This is a genomic window from Microbacterium sp. X-17, from assembly GCF_039615055.1.
Genome location: NZ_JBDHNI010000008.1, coordinates 79,134 through 98,898 on the forward strand (window position 1 = coordinate 79,134; position 19,765 = coordinate 98,898).

Annotated in this window: 21 protein-coding genes; 10 read left to right on the forward strand and 11 right to left on the reverse strand. The window is 71.5% G+C overall.

Annotated elements, in window-relative coordinates; genetic code table 11:
* Position 1: 1 nt before the first annotated feature.
* The 5 genes from ABCS02_RS31290 to ABCS02_RS31310 are packed head-to-tail and all read right to left on the reverse strand — an operon-like array spanning position 2 to position 5,341.
* Positions 2-1,303, reverse strand: coding sequence for a hypothetical protein (locus ABCS02_RS31290; protein ID WP_345839628.1), 1,302 nt, complete (start codon positions 1,301-1,303; stop codon positions 2-4).
* A 40-nt stretch (positions 1,304-1,343) separates the two neighbouring features.
* The gene (locus ABCS02_RS31295; RefSeq protein WP_345839629.1) at positions 1,344-2,150 is read right to left on the reverse strand and encodes a 6-phosphogluconolactonase; all 807 of its coding nucleotides are present in this window, start codon (positions 2,148-2,150) and stop codon (positions 1,344-1,346) included.
* Positions 2,151-2,203: 53 nt separating this feature from the next.
* Positions 2,204-3,016 carry a carbohydrate ABC transporter permease gene (locus ABCS02_RS31300; RefSeq protein WP_345839630.1) on the reverse strand — a complete coding sequence of 271 codons (813 nt, stop codon included), beginning with the start codon at positions 3,014-3,016 and terminating at the stop codon, positions 2,204-2,206.
* Positions 3,013-3,987, reverse strand: coding sequence for a sugar ABC transporter permease (locus ABCS02_RS31305; RefSeq protein WP_345839631.1), 975 nt, complete (start codon positions 3,985-3,987; stop codon positions 3,013-3,015). The genes ABCS02_RS31300 and ABCS02_RS31305 overlap by 4 nt, the downstream gene beginning before the upstream one ends.
* Positions 3,988-3,991: 4 nt before the next feature.
* A complete protein-coding gene (locus tag ABCS02_RS31310; protein WP_345839632.1) occupies positions 3,992-5,341 on the reverse strand; it encodes an extracellular solute-binding protein in 1,350 nt (449 codons plus the stop codon).
* Between the two features lie 135 nt (positions 5,342-5,476).
* On the opposite strand from ABCS02_RS31310, the gene ABCS02_RS31315 reads away from it, so the two are divergent.
* A complete protein-coding gene (locus ABCS02_RS31315; protein WP_345839633.1) occupies positions 5,477-6,196 on the forward strand; it encodes a GntR family transcriptional regulator in 720 nt (239 codons plus the stop codon).
* A gap of 24 nt (positions 6,197-6,220) precedes the next feature.
* On the opposite strand, the gene ABCS02_RS31320 is transcribed toward ABCS02_RS31315, so the two are convergent.
* Positions 6,221-7,165, reverse strand: coding sequence for a helix-turn-helix domain-containing protein (locus ABCS02_RS31320; protein WP_345839634.1), 945 nt, complete (start codon positions 7,163-7,165; stop codon positions 6,221-6,223).
* A 295-nt stretch (positions 7,166-7,460) separates the two neighbouring features.
* Here ABCS02_RS31320 and ABCS02_RS31325 point away from each other — a divergent pair, with 295 nt between their 5' ends.
* The 4 genes from ABCS02_RS31325 (at position 7,461) to ABCS02_RS31340 (ending at position 10,338) form a co-directional block, all read left to right on the forward strand.
* The gene (locus ABCS02_RS31325; protein WP_345839635.1) at positions 7,461-8,138 is read left to right on the forward strand and encodes a GntR family transcriptional regulator; all 678 of its coding nucleotides are present in this window, start codon (positions 7,461-7,463) and stop codon (positions 8,136-8,138) included.
* Positions 8,138-8,806: a GntR family transcriptional regulator gene (locus ABCS02_RS31330; RefSeq protein ID WP_345839636.1), complete on the forward strand. Its 669-nt coding sequence runs from the start codon at positions 8,138-8,140 to the stop codon at positions 8,804-8,806. The genes ABCS02_RS31325 and ABCS02_RS31330 overlap by 1 nt, the downstream gene beginning before the upstream one ends.
* Positions 8,807-8,815: 9 nt before the next feature.
* Entirely contained in the window at positions 8,816-9,502 is a 687-nt protein-coding gene (locus tag ABCS02_RS31335; RefSeq protein ID WP_345839637.1) for an SDR family oxidoreductase, read from the forward strand.
* Positions 9,503-9,606: 104 nt separating this feature from the next.
* Positions 9,607-10,338, forward strand: coding sequence for a hypothetical protein (locus tag ABCS02_RS31340; RefSeq protein WP_345839638.1), 732 nt, complete (start codon positions 9,607-9,609; stop codon positions 10,336-10,338).
* Positions 10,339-10,357: 19 nt separating this feature from the next.
* Here ABCS02_RS31340 and ABCS02_RS31345 read toward each other — a convergent pair whose 3' ends face one another.
* From ABCS02_RS31345 to ABCS02_RS31355, 3 genes are read right to left on the reverse strand one after another with little or no spacing between them, the layout of a single operon-like run.
* Entirely contained in the window at positions 10,358-10,918 is a 561-nt protein-coding gene (locus ABCS02_RS31345) for a GNAT family protein (protein ID WP_345839639.1), read from the reverse strand.
* A 31-nt stretch (positions 10,919-10,949) separates the two neighbouring features.
* Complete coding sequence (locus tag ABCS02_RS31350) at positions 10,950-11,465, reverse strand: GNAT family N-acetyltransferase (RefSeq protein WP_345839640.1); 516 nt, start codon at positions 11,463-11,465, stop codon at positions 10,950-10,952.
* A gap of 31 nt (positions 11,466-11,496) precedes the next feature.
* Complete coding sequence (locus tag ABCS02_RS31355; protein WP_345839641.1) at positions 11,497-13,056, reverse strand: phospholipase D-like domain-containing protein; 1,560 nt, start codon at positions 13,054-13,056, stop codon at positions 11,497-11,499.
* Positions 13,057-13,163: 107 nt separating this feature from the next.
* Between ABCS02_RS31355 and ABCS02_RS31360 the strand changes: the two genes are divergently transcribed.
* The 3 genes from ABCS02_RS31360 (at position 13,164) to ABCS02_RS31370 (ending at position 14,929) form a co-directional block, all read left to right on the forward strand.
* On the forward strand, positions 13,164-13,610 hold the full coding sequence (locus ABCS02_RS31360) for a hypothetical protein (RefSeq protein WP_345839642.1): 447 nt from the start codon (positions 13,164-13,166) through the stop codon (positions 13,608-13,610).
* 296 nt (positions 13,611-13,906) lie between these two features.
* Entirely contained in the window at positions 13,907-14,392 is a 486-nt protein-coding gene (locus ABCS02_RS31365; RefSeq protein WP_345839643.1) for an FBP domain-containing protein, read from the forward strand.
* Between the two features lie 243 nt (positions 14,393-14,635).
* Positions 14,636-14,929, forward strand: coding sequence for a DUF2277 domain-containing protein (locus ABCS02_RS31370; RefSeq protein WP_345839644.1), 294 nt, complete (start codon positions 14,636-14,638; stop codon positions 14,927-14,929).
* Between the two features lie 4 nt (positions 14,930-14,933).
* On the opposite strand, the gene ABCS02_RS31375 is transcribed toward ABCS02_RS31370, so the two are convergent.
* Positions 14,934-16,784, reverse strand: coding sequence for an amylosucrase (locus ABCS02_RS31375; protein ID WP_345839645.1), 1,851 nt, complete (start codon positions 16,782-16,784; stop codon positions 14,934-14,936).
* A gap of 50 nt (positions 16,785-16,834) precedes the next feature.
* Complete coding sequence (locus tag ABCS02_RS31380; RefSeq protein WP_345839646.1) at positions 16,835-17,476, reverse strand: NAD(P)-binding domain-containing protein; 642 nt, start codon at positions 17,474-17,476, stop codon at positions 16,835-16,837.
* Positions 17,477-17,530: 54 nt separating this feature from the next.
* Between ABCS02_RS31380 and ABCS02_RS31385 the strand changes: the two genes are divergently transcribed.
* Positions 17,531-19,012, forward strand: a complete 1,482-nt coding sequence (locus ABCS02_RS31385) for a PQQ-binding-like beta-propeller repeat protein (RefSeq protein ID WP_345839647.1) — start codon at positions 17,531-17,533, stop codon at positions 19,010-19,012.
* Between the two features lie 397 nt (positions 19,013-19,409).
* Complete coding sequence (locus tag ABCS02_RS31390; RefSeq protein WP_179604383.1) at positions 19,410-19,616, forward strand: cold-shock protein; 207 nt, start codon at positions 19,410-19,412, stop codon at positions 19,614-19,616.
* The last annotated feature ends 149 nt before the right edge of the window (positions 19,617-19,765 follow it).

Consider the following 19,765-nt stretch of genomic DNA (forward strand, 5'->3'; position numbering starts at 1 on the left):
CTCAGCGCAGCAGCCGCTCGGGCAGGTACGCGCGGTGCGCGTACGCCATCTCGTCGTACAGCTCTTCCGCGACCCGCAGCGTCGGAACCATCGGGTTCGCGGCGAGCGCGCGGATGCCGTCGGCCCGCGTGCCCTTCCACGCCGCCTCGGCGGCGAGGTACTGGTACTCCGCGAGCTGCTGCACGAGGCCGCGCACCGCGTGCGGCAGCGGCTTCTGCGGCAGCGGCGTCACGCCGGAGCCGTCGACATCGCACCACATCTCCACGACGACATCCTCGTCGAAGCCGGGCAGCACGCCGCCGGTGTTCGGGAGGTTGACAGGCAGTCGGGCGGGGGCGTCGTTGTAGTACGAGCTCATCACGTCGATGGCGAGCTCCAGCTCGTGGATGCCGCCGCGCGACCGGCGCGGGTCCAGCTCGGGGACGGCCGCCTGCGACTGCTCGTCGTAGTGCTCCCAGTAGCCCGGCAGCGCGGCGAGCAGGTCCTCGGCGCGGGTCGTGCGCGCGCCCTGCAGCTCGCGCAGGATCTCCTCGCGGAAGTAGTAGTACTGGAAGTAGTCCGCCGGCACCGAGCGCATGGTGACCGCGAGCTGCAGCATCCGCCTCTCCAGCGTGCCGAGCGTCGGGTCGTCCTTGCGGGCCTCCCACGCCGCGTCGAGCAGCGGCATGAGGTCCTGGCCGTCGTAGGTGTGCTCGGTCGACCAGACGTTGTGGTTGACGCCCGCCATGACCACGTTCGCGCGCTCGGGGTCGAGGCCCGCGGCGCGCAGCACCGTCTTCGGGAAGACGATCGGGCCCTCGCACATCGACCAGATGGTCCGGTCGGTGAACCGGGTCACGGCCTGCGAGACGATGTTGACCGGGTTCGTGTAGTTGAACAGGATCGCCTTCGGCGCGACGGCGTCGAGGTCGCGGATGATGTCCTCGTAGATGTGGATGGACCGCAGCGACATGAAGAACCCGCCGGGGCCCTGCGTCTCCTGGCCGATCACGCCGTGCTTGAGCGGGATGCGCTCGTCCAGTGCGCGGGCGGCGAAGTTGCCGGGGCGGAAGCTCGACAGCACAGCGTCCGCGTCGGCCAGCGCCGCGCGACGGTCGGTGGTCGACGTGATGGTGATGTCGAGACCCTTGGACTCCGCGATCTTCTGGCCGATGGTCTCGACGGCCTTCAGGCGGGCGGGGTCGACGTCCTGGATGACGATCTCCGAGCCGTCGAACTCCTCGCCGTGCTCGAGGATGGACGCGACGGTGCCCGCGCCGCGGGACGATCCCCCGCCGATGTAGACGAGCTTGATGGAAGCCATGAGTGTGGGTGGTGCCTTTCTGGTCGGACGTCGGCTGGGGTCAGCGGGTGGTCTGGAGCAGCTCGGCCGCGCTGCGGTCCACGAGGAAGCGCGCGTCGGAGCATTCGGAGAGGACGGTCGCGGGCCAGTCGGGCTCGTAGGAGTCTGCCGCCGCGAGCCTGCGGACGGTGTCCTGCTTGTGCTCGCCGGTGACGACCATGACGACCGACTTGGAGAGCTCGCGGATGGTGGCGATGCCGACCGTCACGCCGAACCGCGGCGCCTCGTCGAGGCTGCGCAGCGTCGGGAAGGTGCCGAGGTTGTCGCGGCGGGTGTCCTCGCCGAGCGGCACGACGCGCGTCACGGTGTCGGCGGCGGCGCCGACCGGGTTGAGGGCGACGTGGCCGTCCGACGCGCCGGAGGCGAGCAGGAACAGGTCGATCCCACCCGCGGCGGCGAGCGCGCGGTCGTAGTCGCCGGCCTCAGCGGCCGGGTCCGGGAACCACAGGTTGGCCTCCGGGATGCGGTGCTCCGGCGTCGCTGCGGCGTTGAGGAGGCCGAGGATCTCGCGGCGCCCGAACCCGACGCAGCTGTGTGGGAGCTCGGGGTCGATCGCGTGGTAGCCGTCGCCGGCCTCCTCGACGTACTCGTCCATCAGAGCGACGACGACGTGGGAGAGGTCGAGGTCGCGCTCGGTGACGAGTGCCGCGAGGTGCGCGTAGGTGGCGATCGGGCTGCGTCCGCTCGGGCAGCCGAGGACGAAAGTCCGCCCCTCGGCGGCGGCCTGGGCGATCCCGTCCGCGAGCTGGACGGCGGCCTCCCGCCCGACGTCGTCGGCCGTGTCGAGGATTTCGGGCGCGATGCGCATGGGTACTCCTTTGTTGCTCCTGGTGCAGTGCGGGAAAGGGGTGCTGGCGCCGGTCACTCTTTGAGAGCGCCGTTGAGCACGCCGCGGATGAAGTGGCGCTGGAAGAACGCGTAGAGGATCAGCACGGGCAGCGCCACGATGAGGGAGCCCGCCGCGAGCATGTTCACGTCGAGGGTGTGCTGGCCCTGGAAGACGCCGAGTGCGAGCGTCGCCGGCTGGATGCTCGGGTCGGCGATGAAGACCAGCGAGAGGAAGAAGTCGTTCCACGTCCACATGAACGACAGCAGCGCGAGGGTGAGCACGGCGGGCCGCGAGATCGGAAGCAGGATCTGCCACAGCATCCGCCAGCTCCGCGCACCGTCCATCTCGGCGGCCTCGATCAGCGACTTCGGGACGGCGCGGAAGGTCGCCCGCATCCAGAAGACGCCGAACGGCACGCCCATCCCGATCTGGATGATGATCAGGCCCAGCCACGAGTTGGTGAGCCCGATCGACTGGAACGTGTAGTACAGCGGGATGATGAAGACCTCGGCCGAGATCATCAGACCGAACAGGATCAGCGGAAAGAGGACCTTCTGCCCCGCGACGCCGAGCACGCCGAAGGCGAACCCGGACAGGATGGCGATCAGGGTCTGACCGAGCACGGCGCCGATGGTGATGACGGCCGACGCGACCATCGCCGACCCGAAGTTGCCCTCGTTCCAGGCGGTGACGAAGTTCTCGAAGTGCAGGTTCAGCAGGTCGAGCTGACCGCTCCGGCTCGGGCTGAGCGCCGTGAACACGAACCAGACCACCGGGAACAGCACCAGGATCGTGACGAACGCGAGGATGGCGTGGTTGAGCAGGCGCTCGCTGCGCGAGATCATGCGTCCTTCTCCTCGGAGAGTCGGGTGATGACGAGCGCGACGCCCAGGCAGACGATCGCGATGACGATGCCGATGGCCGCGGCCATGCCGACATCCGGGTTGAGGAACGCCTTGCGGTAGAGGATCAGCGCGGGCGTGGTCGTGGAGGTCCCCGGCCCGCCCTGTGTGGTGATCCACACGAGGTCGAACGCACGGAGCGCTCCCGTCACGGTGAGTGTGAGCGCGACGGCCACCTGGCCGCGGAGGCTCGGGAGGGTGATCGAGAAGAACTCCCGGATCGGCCCGGCGCCGTCGATGCGCGCCGCCTCGTAGAGCTCGGTCGGGATGGCCGCGACGCCGGCGACGAACAGGACCATGCAGAGGCCGAGCGCCGTCCAGGTGCCGATGACGCCGAGCGCGGGGAGCGCCCAGTTGAAGTCGCCGAGCCAGTTCTTGGCCAGGTCGCCGAGGCCCACGGCGCGCAGCGCCTCGTTGAGCGGGCCGTCCGGACCGTAGATGCGCTTCCAGATCACCGCGACGACGACGCTGGTCAGCACCTGCGGCAGGAAGAGCAGCCAGCGGTAGACGCCGCCGCCGCGCAGCTTGCCGCGGCCGAGCAGGGCGGCGGAGAGCAGCCCGAGGGCGATCGGCAGGATGGCGAAGAAGACGACCAGCACGAGCACGTGGCCGAGCGATTCGACCAGTGCGGGGTCGGTGAAGAACGAGATGTAGTTGTTCAGGCCGACCCACGTCGCGGTGGTCACGCCGTCCCAGCGGTAGAACGAGTAGTTGACGCTCTGCAGGATCGGGACGATCACCACGAAGCCGTAGAACAGCAGGCCCGGCGCCGCGAAGGCGAGGCCGAGCCAGTGGCGGCGGCGCACGCGCGGCGAGAGTGCACGACGCGGAGCCCGCTTCGGCGCGGTGCGGCGGGGCGCCGCCGGTGCAGCGGCCGGGGCCTCCGGCCGCTGCGCCACCTGGGACGAGGTCATCCCGTCAGCCCTGCTTCCGCTGGGCCTGGAAGGCGTCGTAGTCCTTCTGACCGGCCGCCGCGAGCTGGTCGGGCGTGACCTGGCCGGCGTAGAGCTGCTGGAGCTGTCCGCCGATCGTGTCGATCATCGACGGGGTGGACCAGTCGAAGTAGGGCACGTAGCCGTTGCCGGTGTCGAGCTTCTGCTGCGCCGCGATCTCGGTGGAGAGCTCCGGGTTGCCGCTCGGGGTGCTGACCGAGTGCAGCAGCGGGAGGAAGCCGTGGTCGACCGCCTGCTGTGCCGCCGTCTTCGACGCCATGAAGTCGAGGAAGGCCGCCGCAGCGTCCGGGTGCTTCGACTTGGCCGAGATGGAGAGGTTGGCCGCGGTCGAGCCCGTGCCGACCACCTTGCCGCCCTGCACCTGCGGGAGCTGCACGTAGCCCATCGTCTGCTTCTGCGCGTCCGAGAAACCGAGCGAGCCGGTGTACTCGAAGCGGAAGGCCGCCTTGCCGCCCAGGAATTCGGCCTGCGCGTCGGCGTACTGGACGCCGGGGTAGTTCGCGGTGAACCAGCCCGCGTCCGCCCACTTCTTGACGTCCTTGGCGGCGTCCACGATGCCGGTGTCCGTGATCGGGACCTTGCCGCTGGAGTAGACGAAGTCGCCGATGTTCTTCGACGTCGCGTACAGGTCCTGCGTGGCGAAGAGGATGGAGGTCGCCGAGCCCTTGTCCTGCGAGCCGTACGCGATCGGGGTGATGCCCGCGGCCTTGACCGTCGCCGCGTCCTTCTCGAAGTCGGCCAGCGTCTTCGGCACCGCCAGGCCCAGCTTGTCGAGGATCTCCTTGTTGTAGTACAGGCCGATCAGCGAGGAGCGCGCCGCCGGGGTGGCGTACAGCGAGCCGGTGCCCATCTGCTTGCCGTCCGGGGTGAACTCGAGCTGGCGCGCGATCGTGTCCGGGATCTCCTTCTTCCAGCCGTACAGGTCGGAGTAGGCGTCCAGGTTGAGGATGCGGCCTCCCTTGGCGAGCGTGCCCATCGACTGCCAGCCGTTGTTGACGAGCGCGATGTCGGGGCCGTTGGCGTCCGCGAGGCGGAGGTTCAGGGTGTTCATCACCTGGCCCCAGTCCTGCGTGGTGCGCTTGATGGTGATGTTCGGGTGCTGCTTCTCGAAGTCCTTGACGACCGAGTCCATCCACTTGCCCTCGTCGCCCTGCCAGAAGTCGAGGATCTTGAGGGTGACGGGCTTGCCGGAAACATCCTTCGAGACGGCGTGCGTGGAGCCCGCAGCGCTGGAGCCGCCGGGTGCGCACGCTGTCAGGCCGAGGGCCAGTCCAGCGGTGAGCGCGAGCGCTCCGGCGAGGTGCCTCTTTTTCATGCGAGTCTCCTTTAACTCGTGAGCATGGGGGTGGCGCCGACGACCGGCGCGGAACCAACCGTAACCATAACCAAACCAGATAGTCCATTCGAGAACGAATTAACGGCCATCGGTCAAACTGGTATGGTCACTCCTGTGAAGACTCCGACGATCTCAGAGCGCGTGTCCCGTGACCTGAACACGTCCCTGAATCACGGCGTGTACCCGCCGGGCACCCGGCTGCCGGGCGAACGGCAGCTCGCCGAGAGCCTCCATGTCAGCCGGAGCACCATCCGCACGGCACTGGAGGACCTGGAGCGCCAGGGCCGCATCGCGCGCTCGGCCCAGCGCGGCTGGTTCGTCCCCAGCCCCACGGTCGGGGAGCCGCCGAGCACGCTGCAGAGCTTCAGCGAGATGGCCCGGCTGCGCGGCCACACGCCGACGGCCCAGGTGCTCGAGAAGAGCGTCCGGTCGGCCACCATCGACGAGGCGGAACGGCTCGGCATCGTCGCCGGGGCCGACGTGCTGGTGCTGGTGCGCCTGCGCGGGATGAACTCCACGCCGATCTGCGTCGACACCAACGTCATCCCGCTCTCGGTCGCGGCGCCGCTGGTGGAGGCCGACCTCACCGACGCGTCGCTGTACGAGTCGCTGCAGACGCTGTGCTCCGTCGACATCTATCGCAGCGCGTACAGCGTCCAGGCGGACGCGGCGACCGCGGACATCGCCGGGCTGCTGCACATCGCGGCGGGGAGCCCCGTGCTGATCGGGCGCGAGATCGCGTACGAGCGGGCCGGCTCGCCGGTGCTGCTGGGGCTGAACACCTACCGGGGGGACGCGTACCGGTTCGAGGCGGACCTGTACCGGGCGGGCTGACGACCCGCCGGCCCAGCGGCTCCGCTACGCGCCGGAGCCCACCGGATCCGCGCCGTACTCCTCGCGGTAGTGGCGCACGAAGACCGCCTCCGACGAGAAGCCCCACAGCTCCGCCGCAGCACGCACCGTGATCGGCGTGCTGGAAAGCTGGTCGTGGGCGGCGCTCAGCCGGGATCGCCGCAGGTAGGCGGTCGGGCCGAGGCCGTCCGCCTGAGCGCGGAAGGCGAGGACGAGCTCGCCGGTGGAGGCGCCGGCGGCGTGGGCGGCGTCCTCGAGGGTGATCGGCCGCGCCGCGTGGTCGCGGAGGTATCGCGCGCCGACGCGGAAGACGCGGGCCCGGCGCTCGGCGGACACGCGGAGTTCGCGCCGGTCCCCCACCAGCCGGAAGGTCTCCAGCGCCGCGACGGCGAGCTGGCGGTACGTGGTCGCGCGCACCGAGTCGTTCGAGAGCGCGCCCGCCCGCCACTCCCGCCTGGCGACCTCCATGGCCGCCAGCCAGGAGGCGGCGCGTCGTGCGTTGACCGGACGCGGACCGTCGAAGCGGAGCTCCAGATCGTCCCGTGCGTAGAGCAGCCGCGCGGTGCGGGTCAGCTCGGGCACGCGGAACGCGACGGCGCGGCCCTCCAGGTCCGCTATCCGGTGCACGGACTGCTCGCCCGGCTGGAAGATCACCGGTTCGGCCGCGAAGCTGCCGGTCTCGTCGCCGACCTCCCAGCCGCTGCCGGGCGTGCCGGTCGAGATGAGGAGCACGTCCGGGTCGACCACGCAGCGCAGGTCACCGAGCATCCGGGCGTCGGCGAGGAGGAAGCGGCCGTCGCCGACCACGCGCTCGGCGTAGCCCGAGAAGGGACGGCCGAGGTCGACCCTGCCGTACTGGCCGGCCAGGTACGCCTGCGTCTCGTCGCGGTCGCGCGAGCGGAACCGGCGCTCGAAGTACGTCGGCGACAGCTGGTCGACCGGGGATCCCATCGCTGGAACCTCCTCCATCCGGCCGGGCGGCCTCGCGGCAAGTTTTGAGGGGTCCTGCGTACCCGAAACGCAGGACCCCTCGACGGGCGCCCGACACCCGAAATCCGGGGGCCCGTCGGGCGGAGGGACCACTGGGGGCGGGCCCTCCCTGGGGGGAAACTGTCGGAATCGTCTTCCTGCTGGGAGTATACGTCGAGATTGGAACTTTAGTCCACGCTCTAGTTCCACCAATCCGTCGCGGCTCGGTACGATTTGAGCAGAGCGACGCGCGTGTGCGCGAGAGAAGGTGGGGGAGATGCCCGTCCCGGGGGTGTCGGAGGTCCGGCAGACGCGTGTGCTGGCGCGTGACCGCGCGTACGAGTCGCTCAGGACGGCGATCCTCGACGGCACCATCCAGCCGGGCGAGCGACTGGAGGACGCCGAGCTCCAGGCCTGGCTCGGGATGTCGAAGACTCCGATCCGGCAGGCCCTGCACGCGCTGACCGTCGAGGGCTTCGTGGAGACCGCCGCCCAGTCGTACACCCGCGTGGTCGCGCCGCGGGTAGAGGACGCCGTGCTGCACCTGCAGACCATCGGCGTGTTCGTCCTCGGCGTGCTCGACCTCACCCTGGACGGCCTGAGCGACGCCCACCGGGACGCGCTCGTCGCGGACGTCGACCGCTTGATCGCCGGACTGGAGGCCGCCGACCTCGAAGCCTCGATCGCGGCCTCCCGGCAGTACTACGGGCGGCTGATGGCGCTGTGCCGGAACCGCGTTCTGCTCCGGCTGGGCGAGCGGACGCTCGCCGCCCGCGCATACTACGTCGGTGTCGCCTACCGCGCGCTCGGGATCGACTGGCAGGAGGCCGCTCAGTCGTACGCCGCGCTGCGCTCGGCGCTCGCGTCGGGGGACTCCCGCGGCGTCCACGCAGCGGAGCGGGAGATCTTCCGCATCGACGCTCCACAGACCGCGGCCGGGGAGGGACGCGACTGATGCCGATCCCCCGCTCCCCCGAGAAGACCACCAGCCCCCGCGAACTCGTCCGCGAGCGCGTCTACGCCCAGCTCAAGGAGGCCATCCTCTCCGGCGTGCTGCTGCCCGGCGAGCGCCTGGACGAGGCCGAGCTGCGCGGCTGGCTCGGCGTGTCCGGCACGCCGATCCGGCAGGCGCTGCACACCCTCAGCCTGGAGGGACTGGTGGAGACGGCGCCGCAGTCGCACTCCGCCGTCATCGCACCGCGGCCCGAGGAGGCGCTCGACACCCTCCAGACCATCGGCGTGCTCGTGACCGGCGCGACCATCCTGACCCTGCCGCGGCTGAGCGCCGAGGACCGGACGCGTCTCGCCGCGCTGGCCCGCGACGTGACCGTCCAGCATCGCAGCGGCGACGTCCCCGCCATCACGAAGGCCGCCGAGGCGTACTTCGGGTCGATCGTGCGGGCGTGCCCGAACCCGGTGTTCGTGGAGGTCGTCGCGCAGACCGGCCCGTCGCTGAGCTATCACGTCACCGTCACCCACCGCGCGCTCGACGCCGATCTGGAGGAGCTGGCGCAGGACTACGCGGAGCTGTCGGCGGCGCTGCTGGACGCGGATGACGAGCGGGTCATCGACGTCACGAAGCGCATCTTCCAGCTGACCGCTCCTCCCTCTTCCGCGGCCTAGGCTCGTGGCATGGCTGAGAACTCCCGTCCCGTCGCCCTGATCACCGGAGGCTCGCGCGGCATCGGCCGGGCCATCGCCGTCGAGCTGGGCAGCACCCACCACATCCTGGTCGGCGGCCGGGATGCCGCGGGCGTCGCGTCCGTCGTGGCGGAGCTGCCGTCGGCCGAGCCGTTCGTCGCGGACCTGACCGGCGACACGCTGCCCGCCCTCCCGGACCGGCTCGACGTGCTCGTGCTGTCCGCGGGCGTGGAGGACGGCGGCACCGTCGCCGACACGGACGACGCGACCTGGCGGCACGTGTTCGAGGTCAACGTCTTCGCGGTCGCGGCGCTGCTGCGGGCGACGCTCCCGGCGCTGCGGGCGGCAGGCGGGCTGGTCGTCGCCATCAACAGCGGGTCGGGCCTGAGCAGCGGGGCGGGCGGCGGCGTCTACTCCGGCTCGAAGTTCGCCCTGCGCGCGGTCACCGACGCGCTGCGGGAGGAGGAGCGCCCGAACGGCGTCCGCGTCACCAGCATCCACCCGGGCCGGGTCGACACCGACATGCAGCGCGCGCTCGTGGCGCGCGAAGGGCACGAGTACGACGCGGCGTACACGATCACTCCCGAGATGGTCGCGGCCACGGTGCGCGTGGCGGTGGACCTGCCGAGCAGCGGGATGGTGGAGGCGCTGACCGTGCGGCCGGTGCGGCGGCGCTGAGCCGCGAACGCATCCCGAACCCGCCCTTTACGATCCCCGAACATTCCCCGACGAGGCTGGACTCAGCCGGAAACCCCGGCCGCTCACCTCTGAACGGGAGAACCATGTCCAGACGATCCATCGGCATCATCACGGCGGCGACCGCGGGAATCGCGTGCGCGGCCCTCATCGGCGGCCCGGCCTTCGCCGACACCCCGACGCCGACCCCGACCCCGACCGCCTCGCACGCCCCCAAGACGCTCGCGCAGCTCCAGGCCGCCGGCGCGAAGGCGACCAGCGACCGCGAGACCAAGCTCACCGCCGCAATCACGAAGGTCAACGCCGACACCACGCTGACCTCCAGCGACAAGTCCACGATCCTAGCCACCCTCAACGCCGACCTCGCCGCCATGAAGTCCTCGGCCTCGGCCATCGCCGCCGACACCACGACCACCCAGGCCGCGGCCGACCTCAAGAAGGTCTTCACCTCCTACCGCGTCGACGCCGTCGCCCTCCCCCAGGCGCGCCTCGCGTCCGACGCCGACCGCCTCACCGGCACCACGATCCCGAAGCTCACCAAGGAGCAGTCGACCCTCGCGGGGCTGCTGTCGGGCAAGGACAAGGCGAAGTCGACCTCCGCGCTGCAGTCCGACCTCAGCGACCTGAGCGCGCAGCTGTCGACCGCGTCCCACGACGCGAGCGGAGTCGCCGCCGCGGCCCTGGCGGTGACCCCGGCCTCCTACGACTCCAACCACTCGGCGCTGTCGTCGGCGAAGTCGTCGCTCACGTCGGCGCGGGCGGCGGTGAAGAAGGCGGAGGGTGACGCGAAGGCGGTGCGCGAAGCGCTGAAGAAGTGAGGGATGCCGGGCGCGGTGGTCAGGCCGACGCCGCGCCGGCGCCCTCCCACTCGGAGGCCAGCAGCGACCACACCTGCTTGTCGTGGAACACCCCGCCGACCGGCCACGCCTCCCGGAGGACGCCCTCCAGCGTCATCCCGAGGCGGCGCGCGACGGCCGAGCTGCGCTCGTTGTCGCTGCGGCAGCGCCACTCCGCCCGGTGCATGCCACGCTCGTCGAACGCGTAGGCGAGCAGCTCGCGCACGGCGCTCGTGATGTGCCCGTGACCCTCGGCGCCCGGCTCCAGCCAGCAGCCCACCTCGAAGCCGCCTGTCGCCGGCACGAACTCCACGAACATGACGCCGCCGACCAGCGTGCCGTCCGACCAGATGCCGTAGATGCCCGCGCCCTCCTTGGCCGCGCGCTCGGCGTACCGGCCGAGCGTCGCGCGGGCGCCCGCGACGTCCTCGGTGACGAACGACGGCCCCACCCACGGACGGATGTGCTCCCTGGCGCGGTCGAGGTGCGCGGCGAACTCCTCCGCCATCCAGGGTTCGAGGGGGCGCAGCTCGGCGCCCGAGGCGAGGGTCTTCGAGAACATGAGGGCAACGCTACAGGGGCGGTCAACCCGCTCAGCGGAGTGCGCGCAGGTCGAACGCCCACGCGTTGACCGTGATCGGCACGCCCTTCGGGTACTCGGAGTCCTCGGTCCCGGTGTTCACGAACCCCACCGAGCGGGCGAGCTCGTTGGATGCCACGTTGTCGACGCGCGGGAAGGCGAACACGGTGTCGCGATCGCCCCGGGCCGCGGCGTGTTCGAGCAGGAGGCGCACGGCCGCCTGCGCGTACCCGCGACGCTGGAAGGGCACGAACACGTACCAGCCGCACTCGTACACGGCGTCGCCGTGATGCTCGATCTGCCAGTAGGCCGCCGCGCCGACCGGCTCGTCCGCGGCGTCCGACCACACCGTGAACGGCGAGACGGTCCCGTCGACCTGCCCGCGGAGGAACCGCTCGTGACGCCGGCGCACGACCTCCTCGCCCTGCGGACCGCCCAGGAACACCGTCATGTCGGCGGCATTGTTCCGCAGCTCCACGGCCAGGTCGGCCTCGGTCCACGGTTGCAGTCGCACTCGGTCAACGCCCACGCGGGCGACACTACACGCGAGCGCCGACGCCCTAAAAGCGCCCCGTCCGCCGCAGACGCTCGGGGCGCGAGTCCGGGTCCACGACGATCCTGTAGAGCGGTTTCGCCCAGACCCGCTGCAGCGCCGTCACCGGCTCGATCCGGTGGCGCCTGGCCTGGCCGCGCGGGCGGGGAGTCCGCCGTCCCGACCGGTGCCAGGAGTCCAGCGCGTCGCTGCTCTCCGTCCAGAGCGCCAGGCCGCCGGCCGCGTCGGTGAGCCGCGGGTCGTCCCGGTCCAGGCCGAGGTGCTCGGCCCAGAGCTGCGTGCGGAGGTCGCGCGCGACGTCGCCTCCGAGGACGGCGCAGGTGAGCTCGCTGTCGGTGGTCCAGGATCGCAGGTTGAAGTTGTCCGAGCCGCACGTCATCCAGGTGTCGTCCACGATGCAGATCTTCGCGTGCACGTAGATCGGCGTGCCCGCGTCGTTCTCCAGGTCGAAGACGCCCACCCGGTCGGGCGCCGCCCGGCGGAGCATCGACACGGCCCGATGCTGGCCGAGGCGGGCGGGCGGGCCCGAGACCCCGCCGTCGTCGTCCGGATAGCGCGGCACAGCGACGATCACCTGCAGCGCGGGGTTCGACCGCAGGGCCTTCGCGATCCCGCCGGCGACCTCCCTCGACCAGAGGAACTGGTCCTCGATGTAGATGAACGAGCGGGCGCGGGCGAACGCTTTGAGGTAGGCACGCGCGATGCTGCGCTCCCCGCGCGGCGCGAACGGGAACGGCTGCCGCTTCGGCGCGTACGTCCTCAGGACCTGGACGGCGTGCGTGCCCGCGACCGGAGGCGGAGGCGCTGCCTCGGGGAGCGGCTTCGGGTGCCGGGGCATGTCGGCCAGACGCTGGACGAGCATCCGGTACGGGTTGCGATGGTCCAGCGGGTGCGGGTCGTCCCAGCGCTCGGAGAACGTGTCGAGGAGGTCGCCGACCACGGGTCCGCGCAGTTCGAGTGCGGCGTCGTGCCACGGCGGACGCTCGCCGTAACGCGGGTCGATTTCCACCGGCTGCGGGTCCCCCGCGTGCGCGATGTCGTCCCGGCGGCTGTGGCAGAGGTCGATCCCGCCGACGAACGCGACGTCCCGCGCCGGGTCGTGCGTGTGCCGGATGACGAAGAGCTTCTGGTGGTGCGACCCGAAGGCGCGCACCCGCTGGTCGAGCAGAACCTCGCCGCCGGCGTCGTTGATCTCGCGGCCCAGCAGCGCGTTCGACAGTCCGCTCATCCGCCCTCGGATGGTCTGGCCGTGGGAACGCCACACCAGGCCGCGCACCTCCACGCCCGCTCGCGCGATGTCCGCCAGCAGCTCCCCGATCGTCGGGCCGCCCGGCAGCAGCAGCTCGTCCTTGTCGCCGCGCCAGTCGGTGAAGAACACCCGGTCGCCGGGCTCCAGCGCCGACAGCTCCTCGTGCAGGCGCGCGAAGTAGGTCGCACCGTGGACGAGGGGCCGCACCAGGTTCCCCTCCGACCAGGACGCGGTCCCGGACGGGCCGGCCTGCACGGCGGACGCGGGGTTCCCCCGCTCGGCACGGCTCAGGAACCAGTCGGAGGCTTCTGTCGGCACGCAACGCACTCTACGCCGACGCGCAGTGATCGCCGCGCCTCTGTACCGGCGGACGATTGCGGGAGCACAATGGACCCGTTCGAGCCGCATCGCGAGGCAGGGAGACCATGTCCGAATCCGCCGCACCGTCCGCCGCATCGCGCCCCACGCCGAGCCCGAGCGAGGGCCTGCGCCGTCGCTCGCGGGAGGCGCTGTCCGCCCTGGCCCTCCAGTTCCTGCTCGGGATGGCGGCCAACCTCATCGGCGAACCGAAGGGGACCTTCGCGATCGTCGTGGACACGATCATCGTCATCCTGCACATCCTGGTCGCGATCGGCCTGGTCGTGGTCAGCATCCGGCTGCTCCTCGCCGCCCGCAAGGCCGGTGTCGGCCAGCGCCTGGCGCTGTGGGGGCTCATCGTCATCGTGATCACGTTCCTCGCGGGCGTCGGCACGATCGCCACCGGCAACGAGTGGGCGTCCTACGTGATGGCGGTCGGGTTCCTGGCCGCGGCCGCCCTGTACGGCGGCACGTTCTTCGCCTCCTACGGGCTCGGGGGCACATCGCGGGCGTAGTCGGAGAAGCCTTCCGTCGCCCGGGCGTGTCGTAGACTACCCGCGTGGATCGGATCATCGCGTCTCAGCCTGTCGGGCGCCTGGAGGTCGTCGGCGCGCCCATCGCCGGCGTGAGATAGCCCCGCCTCTCGTTCCGCGATCCCGCGCGCCTTCTTTCGCGCGCTCCCGCTCGCGTCCGTGCGCGCTCCCGCGCCGTGGCCCCGCGCCGTTCCGCGCCGGCCCGCGAGCACCCCATCACACCGGACCCGTCGCCGTCCCGGCGTCCCGCGGTCCGCGGACAGACAGGACATCCACCCATGCTTCCTCTGAACGAGCAGCAGCTCCGCTCCTCCTTCGTCAACGCGTCCCAGCGCGAGCGCAAGGAACTCACCCTCCCCGACCTGGCGAACACGCGCTGGGACGACCTCGACTACCTCGGCTGGCGCGACCGCAGGAACCCCAACCAGGGCTACGTGATCGCGGAGGTCGACGGCGAGCTCGTCGGCGTCCTGCTGCGGAAGGCCGACGGCGGCGTCCGCAGTCGGCCGCAGTGCTCGTGGTGCGAGGACGTGCACCTGCCCAACGAGGTCGTCTTCTTCATCGCGAAGCGCGCGGGCGCGGCGGGCCGCAACGGGAACACGCTGGGCACGCTCGTGTGTGCGGGCTTCGAGTGCTCGGCGAACGTCCGCAAGCGGCCGCCGCTCGCCTACGTCGGGTTCGACGTGGAGGCCGCGCGCATCCAGCGCATGGAGGCGCTGCGGGAGCACGTCACGACGTTCCTCCGTCGCGTCGCCGAGGGCTGAGTCCGGGAGGCCGCGGCCTCGCGGACGGCGTCAGACCTGCGGAAGCGGGATGGCGCCGGTGTTCGTGAGGCCGTCGACGTCGGCGGCGATGCCCTCGGTCTCGGGGAGGGTGCGCTCGATGTGATCGCGGAGCGAGCTCATGGGGTGGTTCCTAACGTGCTGTGGGGGTAACCGGGAAATCTTCCGCCATTCAACCTGAGAAGACGCACAACACGCGGGATTGAATGGCGGTATCGTCGCGGCATGTGCCGGAACATCCGCTGCCTCCACAACTTCGAACCGCCCACGACGGACGACGAGGTCCGGGAGGCCGCCCTCCAGTTCGTCCGCAAGGTCAGCGGCTCGACCCGCCCCTCCCGGGCGAACGCGGCCGCCTTCGACCAGGCGATCGACGAGATCGCCGAGGCCACGCGCCGCATGCTCGACCAGCTCGTCACCAATGCGCCGCCGAAGAGCCGCGAGGCCGAGGCGATCAAGGGCCGCGAGCGGCACGAGAAGCGGATGGAGCGGGAGGTGCGTATCCGGACGGCCGTGTGATCCTTCAGCCCTCGGGCACCAACCACACGAACCCGTGCGCGCCGAGCGTCACGCCCTCCCGGAGGTCATGGCCGCCGCCCGTCACGAGGTCCGTCCACAACCCCGCCTGCCCGCTGAGCGCCCACGGCTCGACCCGCTCCGGGTAGTCCCCGACGTTGGCGAGCACCAGGAGCGGGCGTCCCTCCTGTCCCGGCCGCATGTACCCCAGGACCTTCGGGTTCCCGGTGTCCAGCGGGACCAGCTCGCCGCCGCCGAACTGACCGAACCGCCGGCGGAGGCCGATGAGCCACCGCATCCGTTCGTACAGTGCGCCAGCCGGTGTGGAGGCGTCCGTCCGCTCCGAATACTGCCGCGCCGGATACGCCGGCCTGCCGACCCACCGGGAGTCCTCCCGGCGACCCTCGGCCTCCAGCTGCGCGTAGTCGTTGAGCTGGCCGACCTCGTCGCCCAGGTAGATCAGCGGGATGCCGCCCGTCGACAGCGCGAGGGAGTAGGCGAGCAGCACCCGGCCCGGCCCTCCCGCGTCGCCCGACTCGTAGCCCGCCAGCGATGCGGTCGTCCCGGCGACCCGGCTGTCGCCCGTCTTCGGGTTGAACTGGAAGGCGACGCCGCGCGCGAAGCTGCCCTCGAACCGGCCCGTGTAGTAGTCGTTGAGGAAGCGGCGGTGACCGTACGCGTCGATGCCGAGCCGGGCGGCGTCCTCGTCCGCGAACGTCCAGCCGATGTCGTCGTGGCTGCGCACGTAGTTGACCCAGGCGGTCCCTCCGGGCGTCGCGTGGCGGTCGGCCAGCGCGCTCTGCAGCATCCGGACGTCGCGGGTCGCCAGCGCCTCCCAGGTGAGCGCCATCTGCAGCGGGTTGTAGCTGAGCTGGCACTCGTCCGGGCGCACGTACGAGAGCACGTCGTCCGGGTGCACGATGGCCTCCGAGAGGAACACCATCGCCGGGGCGGCGATGCGGCAGACGGCGTTGAAGGCCTGCAGCAGCAGGTGCGCCTGAGGCAGGTTCTCGCTGGAGGTGCCGAGTTGCTTCCAGATGAACGGGACGGCGTCCATCCGCAGGACCTCCACGCCGAGGTTGGCGAGGAACAGCATCTCCCCCGCCATCGCCCGGAACACCGCCGGGTTGGAGTAGTTGAGGTCCCACTGGAAGGTGTGGAACGACGCCCAGACCCAGGTGCCGTCCGCGAGCTGGACGAACGAGCCCGGGTGGTCGTCCGGGAAGATCTCCCGCGTCGTCTCCTCGAACCGGTCGGGCTGCTCGCGCGAGTCGAACATCCAGTAGTAGTCCCGGAAGGCCGGGTCGCCGGCGACCGCCCGCTGGGCCCACTCGTGGTTGCTGGCCGTGTGGTTGAAGACGAAGTCGACGGCGAGCGAGATGCCGTTCCCGCGCAGCGACTCCCCCAGGGCGCGGAGGTCGTCGATCGTGCCGAGGCTCGGGTTCAGCTCCCGGTAGCTGGAGACCGCGTAGCCGCCGTCCGAGTTGCCCTCCGGGGTGAGGAACGGCGGCATCACGTGCAGGTAGGTCAGCCCCAGCTCCCTGAAGTACGGGATGCGCTCCTGGAGCCCGGGGACGCCGCCCGCGTAGAGGTCGGCGTAGCAGACACCTCCGAGCATCGCGTTGGACTGGAACCAGTCCGGCTGCTCCGCGCGCCGGCGGTCGAGGTCCTTGAGCTCGGCGGTGCGCTCCCGCCAGGAGGCCTCCACGAGCTCCAGCGTGCTGGCCAGCGCCGCCGATAGGCCCGGATGGTCGCCGTAGATCGCGCCGAGGAGGCGGCGCAGGCGCTCCCCCTCCACCGCGAGCCGGCGCTCGAAATCGCGACGGTCGTCCTCGATCGTGCTGCTCTCGCTGCTCACGTGACCCAACGTAGTCGCGGAGCCGCCCGCGATGGAGGGGCCGGACGGCCTCAGACCGTGCGCGGCGCCCTGGCGACGTTGGCCTCCAGCTCCTCGCGGTTCTGCCGCACCACGTAGGCGGGGCGATCGCGCTCCACGCGCCAGCTCTCCGAGAGCGGGCCGAGGTGGACCGTGTCGAAACCGAACTCGTCGTAGATCGCGGCGACGATCGCCGAGGCGCCCTCGTGGTCGCTCGCGGTGGCGAGGGCGCGGCGGTCCTCGGTCCCGGCCGGCGACCCCGTGGTCGCGATGTCGCGCGCGGCGATGTGGTTGAAGCCCTTGGCGACGCGGGACTCGGGCAGATGCGCCTGCAGGAGGCCGGAGGTGGTCGCGGTCCCCTCGTCCAGTTCGGCGATGTGGCCGTCCCGCTCGAAGTAGTAGTTGTTCGTGTCGATCACGACCTTGCCCGCCAGCGGCTCGACGGGGATGTCCCGGTACCGGTGGAGCGGGACGGTCACGACCACGATCTCGCCCGCCGCACCGGCCTCCTCCGCCGTCGCCGCGGTGGCCGACGGGCCCAGCTCGGCGACCAGCTCCGCGAGCGTCTCCGGCCCGCGCGAGTTCGCGATCGTGACGGTGTGGCCGTGCCGGATGAAGGTGTGTGCGAGAGCCCGGCCGATGTTGCCCGCTCCGATGATTCCGATGTTCGTCATGCTGGGTGCAACCGGAGGGGCGCGGCAGAATTCCGTGAGGCATACGCTGTCGCCATGCACCGCGCGACGCGGGGATCCGCCGGCCGCACGCGCGCTCGCCTCGGAGCGGCCGCGCTGGCGGGCCTGGTGCTGCTCGCCGGCTGCACCGCGCCGGAGCCGCCGTCGCCGACGACCTCCCGCGCGTCCGGCACGCCGTCGCGCTCCCGGCCCACGTCCTCGGACTCGTCCACCCCGGTCGCGGTCCAGGTGCCCGGCGTCACGGCCTGGGACTCCTACCACGCGGTCCCGGACCGCACCGGGGCGGTGGTCGCCGGGGCATCGCTCGCCTCGCTCACCCGGGCCTGGACGGCCGACCTCGGCGGCGCGGTGTTCGGCCAGCCCGTCGTCGCAGGAGGCCGGGTGATCGCGGCGACGGAGACCAACCGGGTGGTGGCGCTCGACCCCGCCAGCGGGAACGTCGTCTGGTCGGCCTCCCTCGGCGAACCGCTGACGGACGTCGGCTCGGTCGCCGGCTGCGGAAACATCGACCCGCTCGGCGTCACCAGCACGCCGACCGTGGACACCGCCACCAGGGTCGTGTACGTCGTGGGCGAGGTGAGCACCGGCGGAGGGGCGGTGCACCACCAGCTGGAGGGCCTGAGCGTCGCCACGGGACAGGTGGTGCTCTCGGAGACCGTCGACCCGCCGCTCCCCGCGGGCGAGGACCCGGTGCACCTCCTCCAGCGGGCGTCGCTCGCGCTGGCGAACGGCCGCGTCTACATCGCCTACGGCGGCAACTACGGCGACTGCGGCACGTACCACGGCTGGGTCGTCGGAGTGAAGGAGACCGGCGCGCCCGACCTCGTCGCCTTCGAGGCGGCGGCGGACGGCCAGGGCGGCGCGATCTGGCAGGGCGGCGGCGCGCCCGCGGTCGACGCGGCCGGCGACCTCTACGTGTCGACGGGCAACTCGAACCCGGACCCGCCGGGCGGCGGCCCCGACCCCGTCCAGTACGCGGAGAGCGTGGTCAAGCTGTCGCCCGACCTCAAACCGCTGGCCGCCTTCAAAGACCAGGGCGCGGGCGGCGACGACGACCTGGGGACCGGCAATCCGGTGCTGCTGCCCGGCGGTCTCGTCTTCATCGCGGGGAAGACGGACGTCGGCTTCGTCCTCCGCCGGTCCGACCTGTCCGAGGTCGCGACCATCGGCGGGATCTGCGGCAGCGATCCGGACGGCGGCGCCGCGTACGACCAGGCCACGAACCGCCTGTTCGTCCCGTGCCGCGACGGGGGCGTCCAGACCGTGGACCTCGCCGCCGGCCGGCTCGGGCGGCGCCTGTCGGGCGCGAACGGGGCGCCCATCGTCATCGGCGGGACGGTGTGGGCGGTCCAGTACCCGGGCGGGACGCTCAGCCAGTTCGACGCGTCGAGCGGAGCGGTGCTGCAGCGGCGGCCGGTGGGAGACTCCGTGCCGCACTTCGCGAGCCCGAGCACGGGAGCCGGGCTGCTCCTGGTGGGGACGGATTCGGGGGTGGCCGCCTTCCGCGGGGGCGGGTGAGCGTGCTCACATGCGCACGGTGTATGGTAGGCGGACATCCCGGTCAGCGTTGCCCGCGGCATCACCCCCGCCTCCTGTGGAGGCGAAAGGATTCACCATCACCAGCACTCCGCGGCCCACGGCCGCACTCACCTGGCGCCAAGCCGACGACACCGTCTGGGTCGCCACCGCGCACGACGAGTACGCCGGCATCGCCGAGCTCCACGACGGAGCGTTCCGCGTGCTCGACGACCGTTCGCACGCCGTCGGCACCGCGCCCACCCTCGCCGAGGCGGAGACCCTCCTCCGGCCCACCCCCACCCACCGCGTTCCCCGCGGTGCACACAGACGTCCGCGCCGATTCGCGCGCGGCGACCGGAGCCGACCTCTCGGCTCCCGAAGAATGAAGGAAGAAAAGATGCCCACTGGCACCGTCAAATGGTTCAACTCGGAAAAGGGCTACGGCTTCATCGCCCCGGATGACGGCAGCGCCGACGTCTTCGCCCACTACAGCGAAATCGCCTCCACCGGCGGTTACCGCAACCTCGACGAGAACCAGAAGGTCGAGTACGACCTCGCACAGGGACCGAAGGGTCCCCAGGCCGCGAACATCCGCCAGGCCTGATGGTTCCGGTGCCCGGCTGCGAGGCCGGGCACCGACTCCGTCGCCGGGCGCGGCGCTGCCGCGCTACACCGGCGACACCCAGGAACCGCGCCTACGCTTGCGGCATCTCGGGCGTTCTGCCCACATCCTCGGCTGGGAAGTCGTCGCAC

Coding starts and splice junctions, on each gene's coding strand:
- ABCS02_RS31335 (WP_345839637.1), top strand. CDS start 8,816: ATGGCTGAGAACTCCCGTCCCGTCGCCCTGATCACCGGAGGCTCGCGC.
- ABCS02_RS31320 (WP_345839634.1), bottom strand. CDS start 7,165: ATGGGATCCCCGGTCGACCAGCTGTCGCCGACGTACTTCGAGCGCCGG.
- ABCS02_RS31385 (WP_345839647.1), top strand. CDS start 17,531: ATGCACCGCGCGACGCGGGGATCCGCCGGCCGCACGCGCGCTCGCCTC.
- ABCS02_RS31330 (WP_345839636.1), top strand. CDS start 8,138: ATGCCGATCCCCCGCTCCCCCGAGAAGACCACCAGCCCCCGCGAACTC.
- ABCS02_RS31370 (WP_345839644.1), top strand. CDS start 14,636: ATGTGCCGGAACATCCGCTGCCTCCACAACTTCGAACCGCCCACGACG.
- ABCS02_RS31290 (WP_345839628.1), bottom strand. CDS start 1,303: ATGGCTTCCATCAAGCTCGTCTACATCGGCGGGGGATCGTCCCGCGGC.
- ABCS02_RS31305 (WP_345839631.1), bottom strand. CDS start 3,987: ATGACCTCGTCCCAGGTGGCGCAGCGGCCGGAGGCCCCGGCCGCTGCA.
- ABCS02_RS31300 (WP_345839630.1), bottom strand. CDS start 3,016: ATGATCTCGCGCAGCGAGCGCCTGCTCAACCACGCCATCCTCGCGTTC.
- ABCS02_RS31340 (WP_345839638.1), top strand. CDS start 9,607: ATGTCCAGACGATCCATCGGCATCATCACGGCGGCGACCGCGGGAATC.
- ABCS02_RS31345 (WP_345839639.1), bottom strand. CDS start 10,918: ATGTTCTCGAAGACCCTCGCCTCGGGCGCCGAGCTGCGCCCCCTCGAA.
- ABCS02_RS31360 (WP_345839642.1), top strand. CDS start 13,164: ATGTCCGAATCCGCCGCACCGTCCGCCGCATCGCGCCCCACGCCGAGC.
- ABCS02_RS31310 (WP_345839632.1), bottom strand. CDS start 5,341: ATGAAAAAGAGGCACCTCGCCGGAGCGCTCGCGCTCACCGCTGGACTG.
- ABCS02_RS31325 (WP_345839635.1), top strand. CDS start 7,461: ATGCCCGTCCCGGGGGTGTCGGAGGTCCGGCAGACGCGTGTGCTGGCG.
- ABCS02_RS31390 (WP_179604383.1), top strand. CDS start 19,410: ATGCCCACTGGCACCGTCAAATGGTTCAACTCGGAAAAGGGCTACGGC.
- ABCS02_RS31380 (WP_345839646.1), bottom strand. CDS start 17,476: ATGACGAACATCGGAATCATCGGAGCGGGCAACATCGGCCGGGCTCTC.
- ABCS02_RS31295 (WP_345839629.1), bottom strand. CDS start 2,150: ATGCGCATCGCGCCCGAAATCCTCGACACGGCCGACGACGTCGGGCGG.
- ABCS02_RS31365 (WP_345839643.1), top strand. CDS start 13,907: ATGCTTCCTCTGAACGAGCAGCAGCTCCGCTCCTCCTTCGTCAACGCG.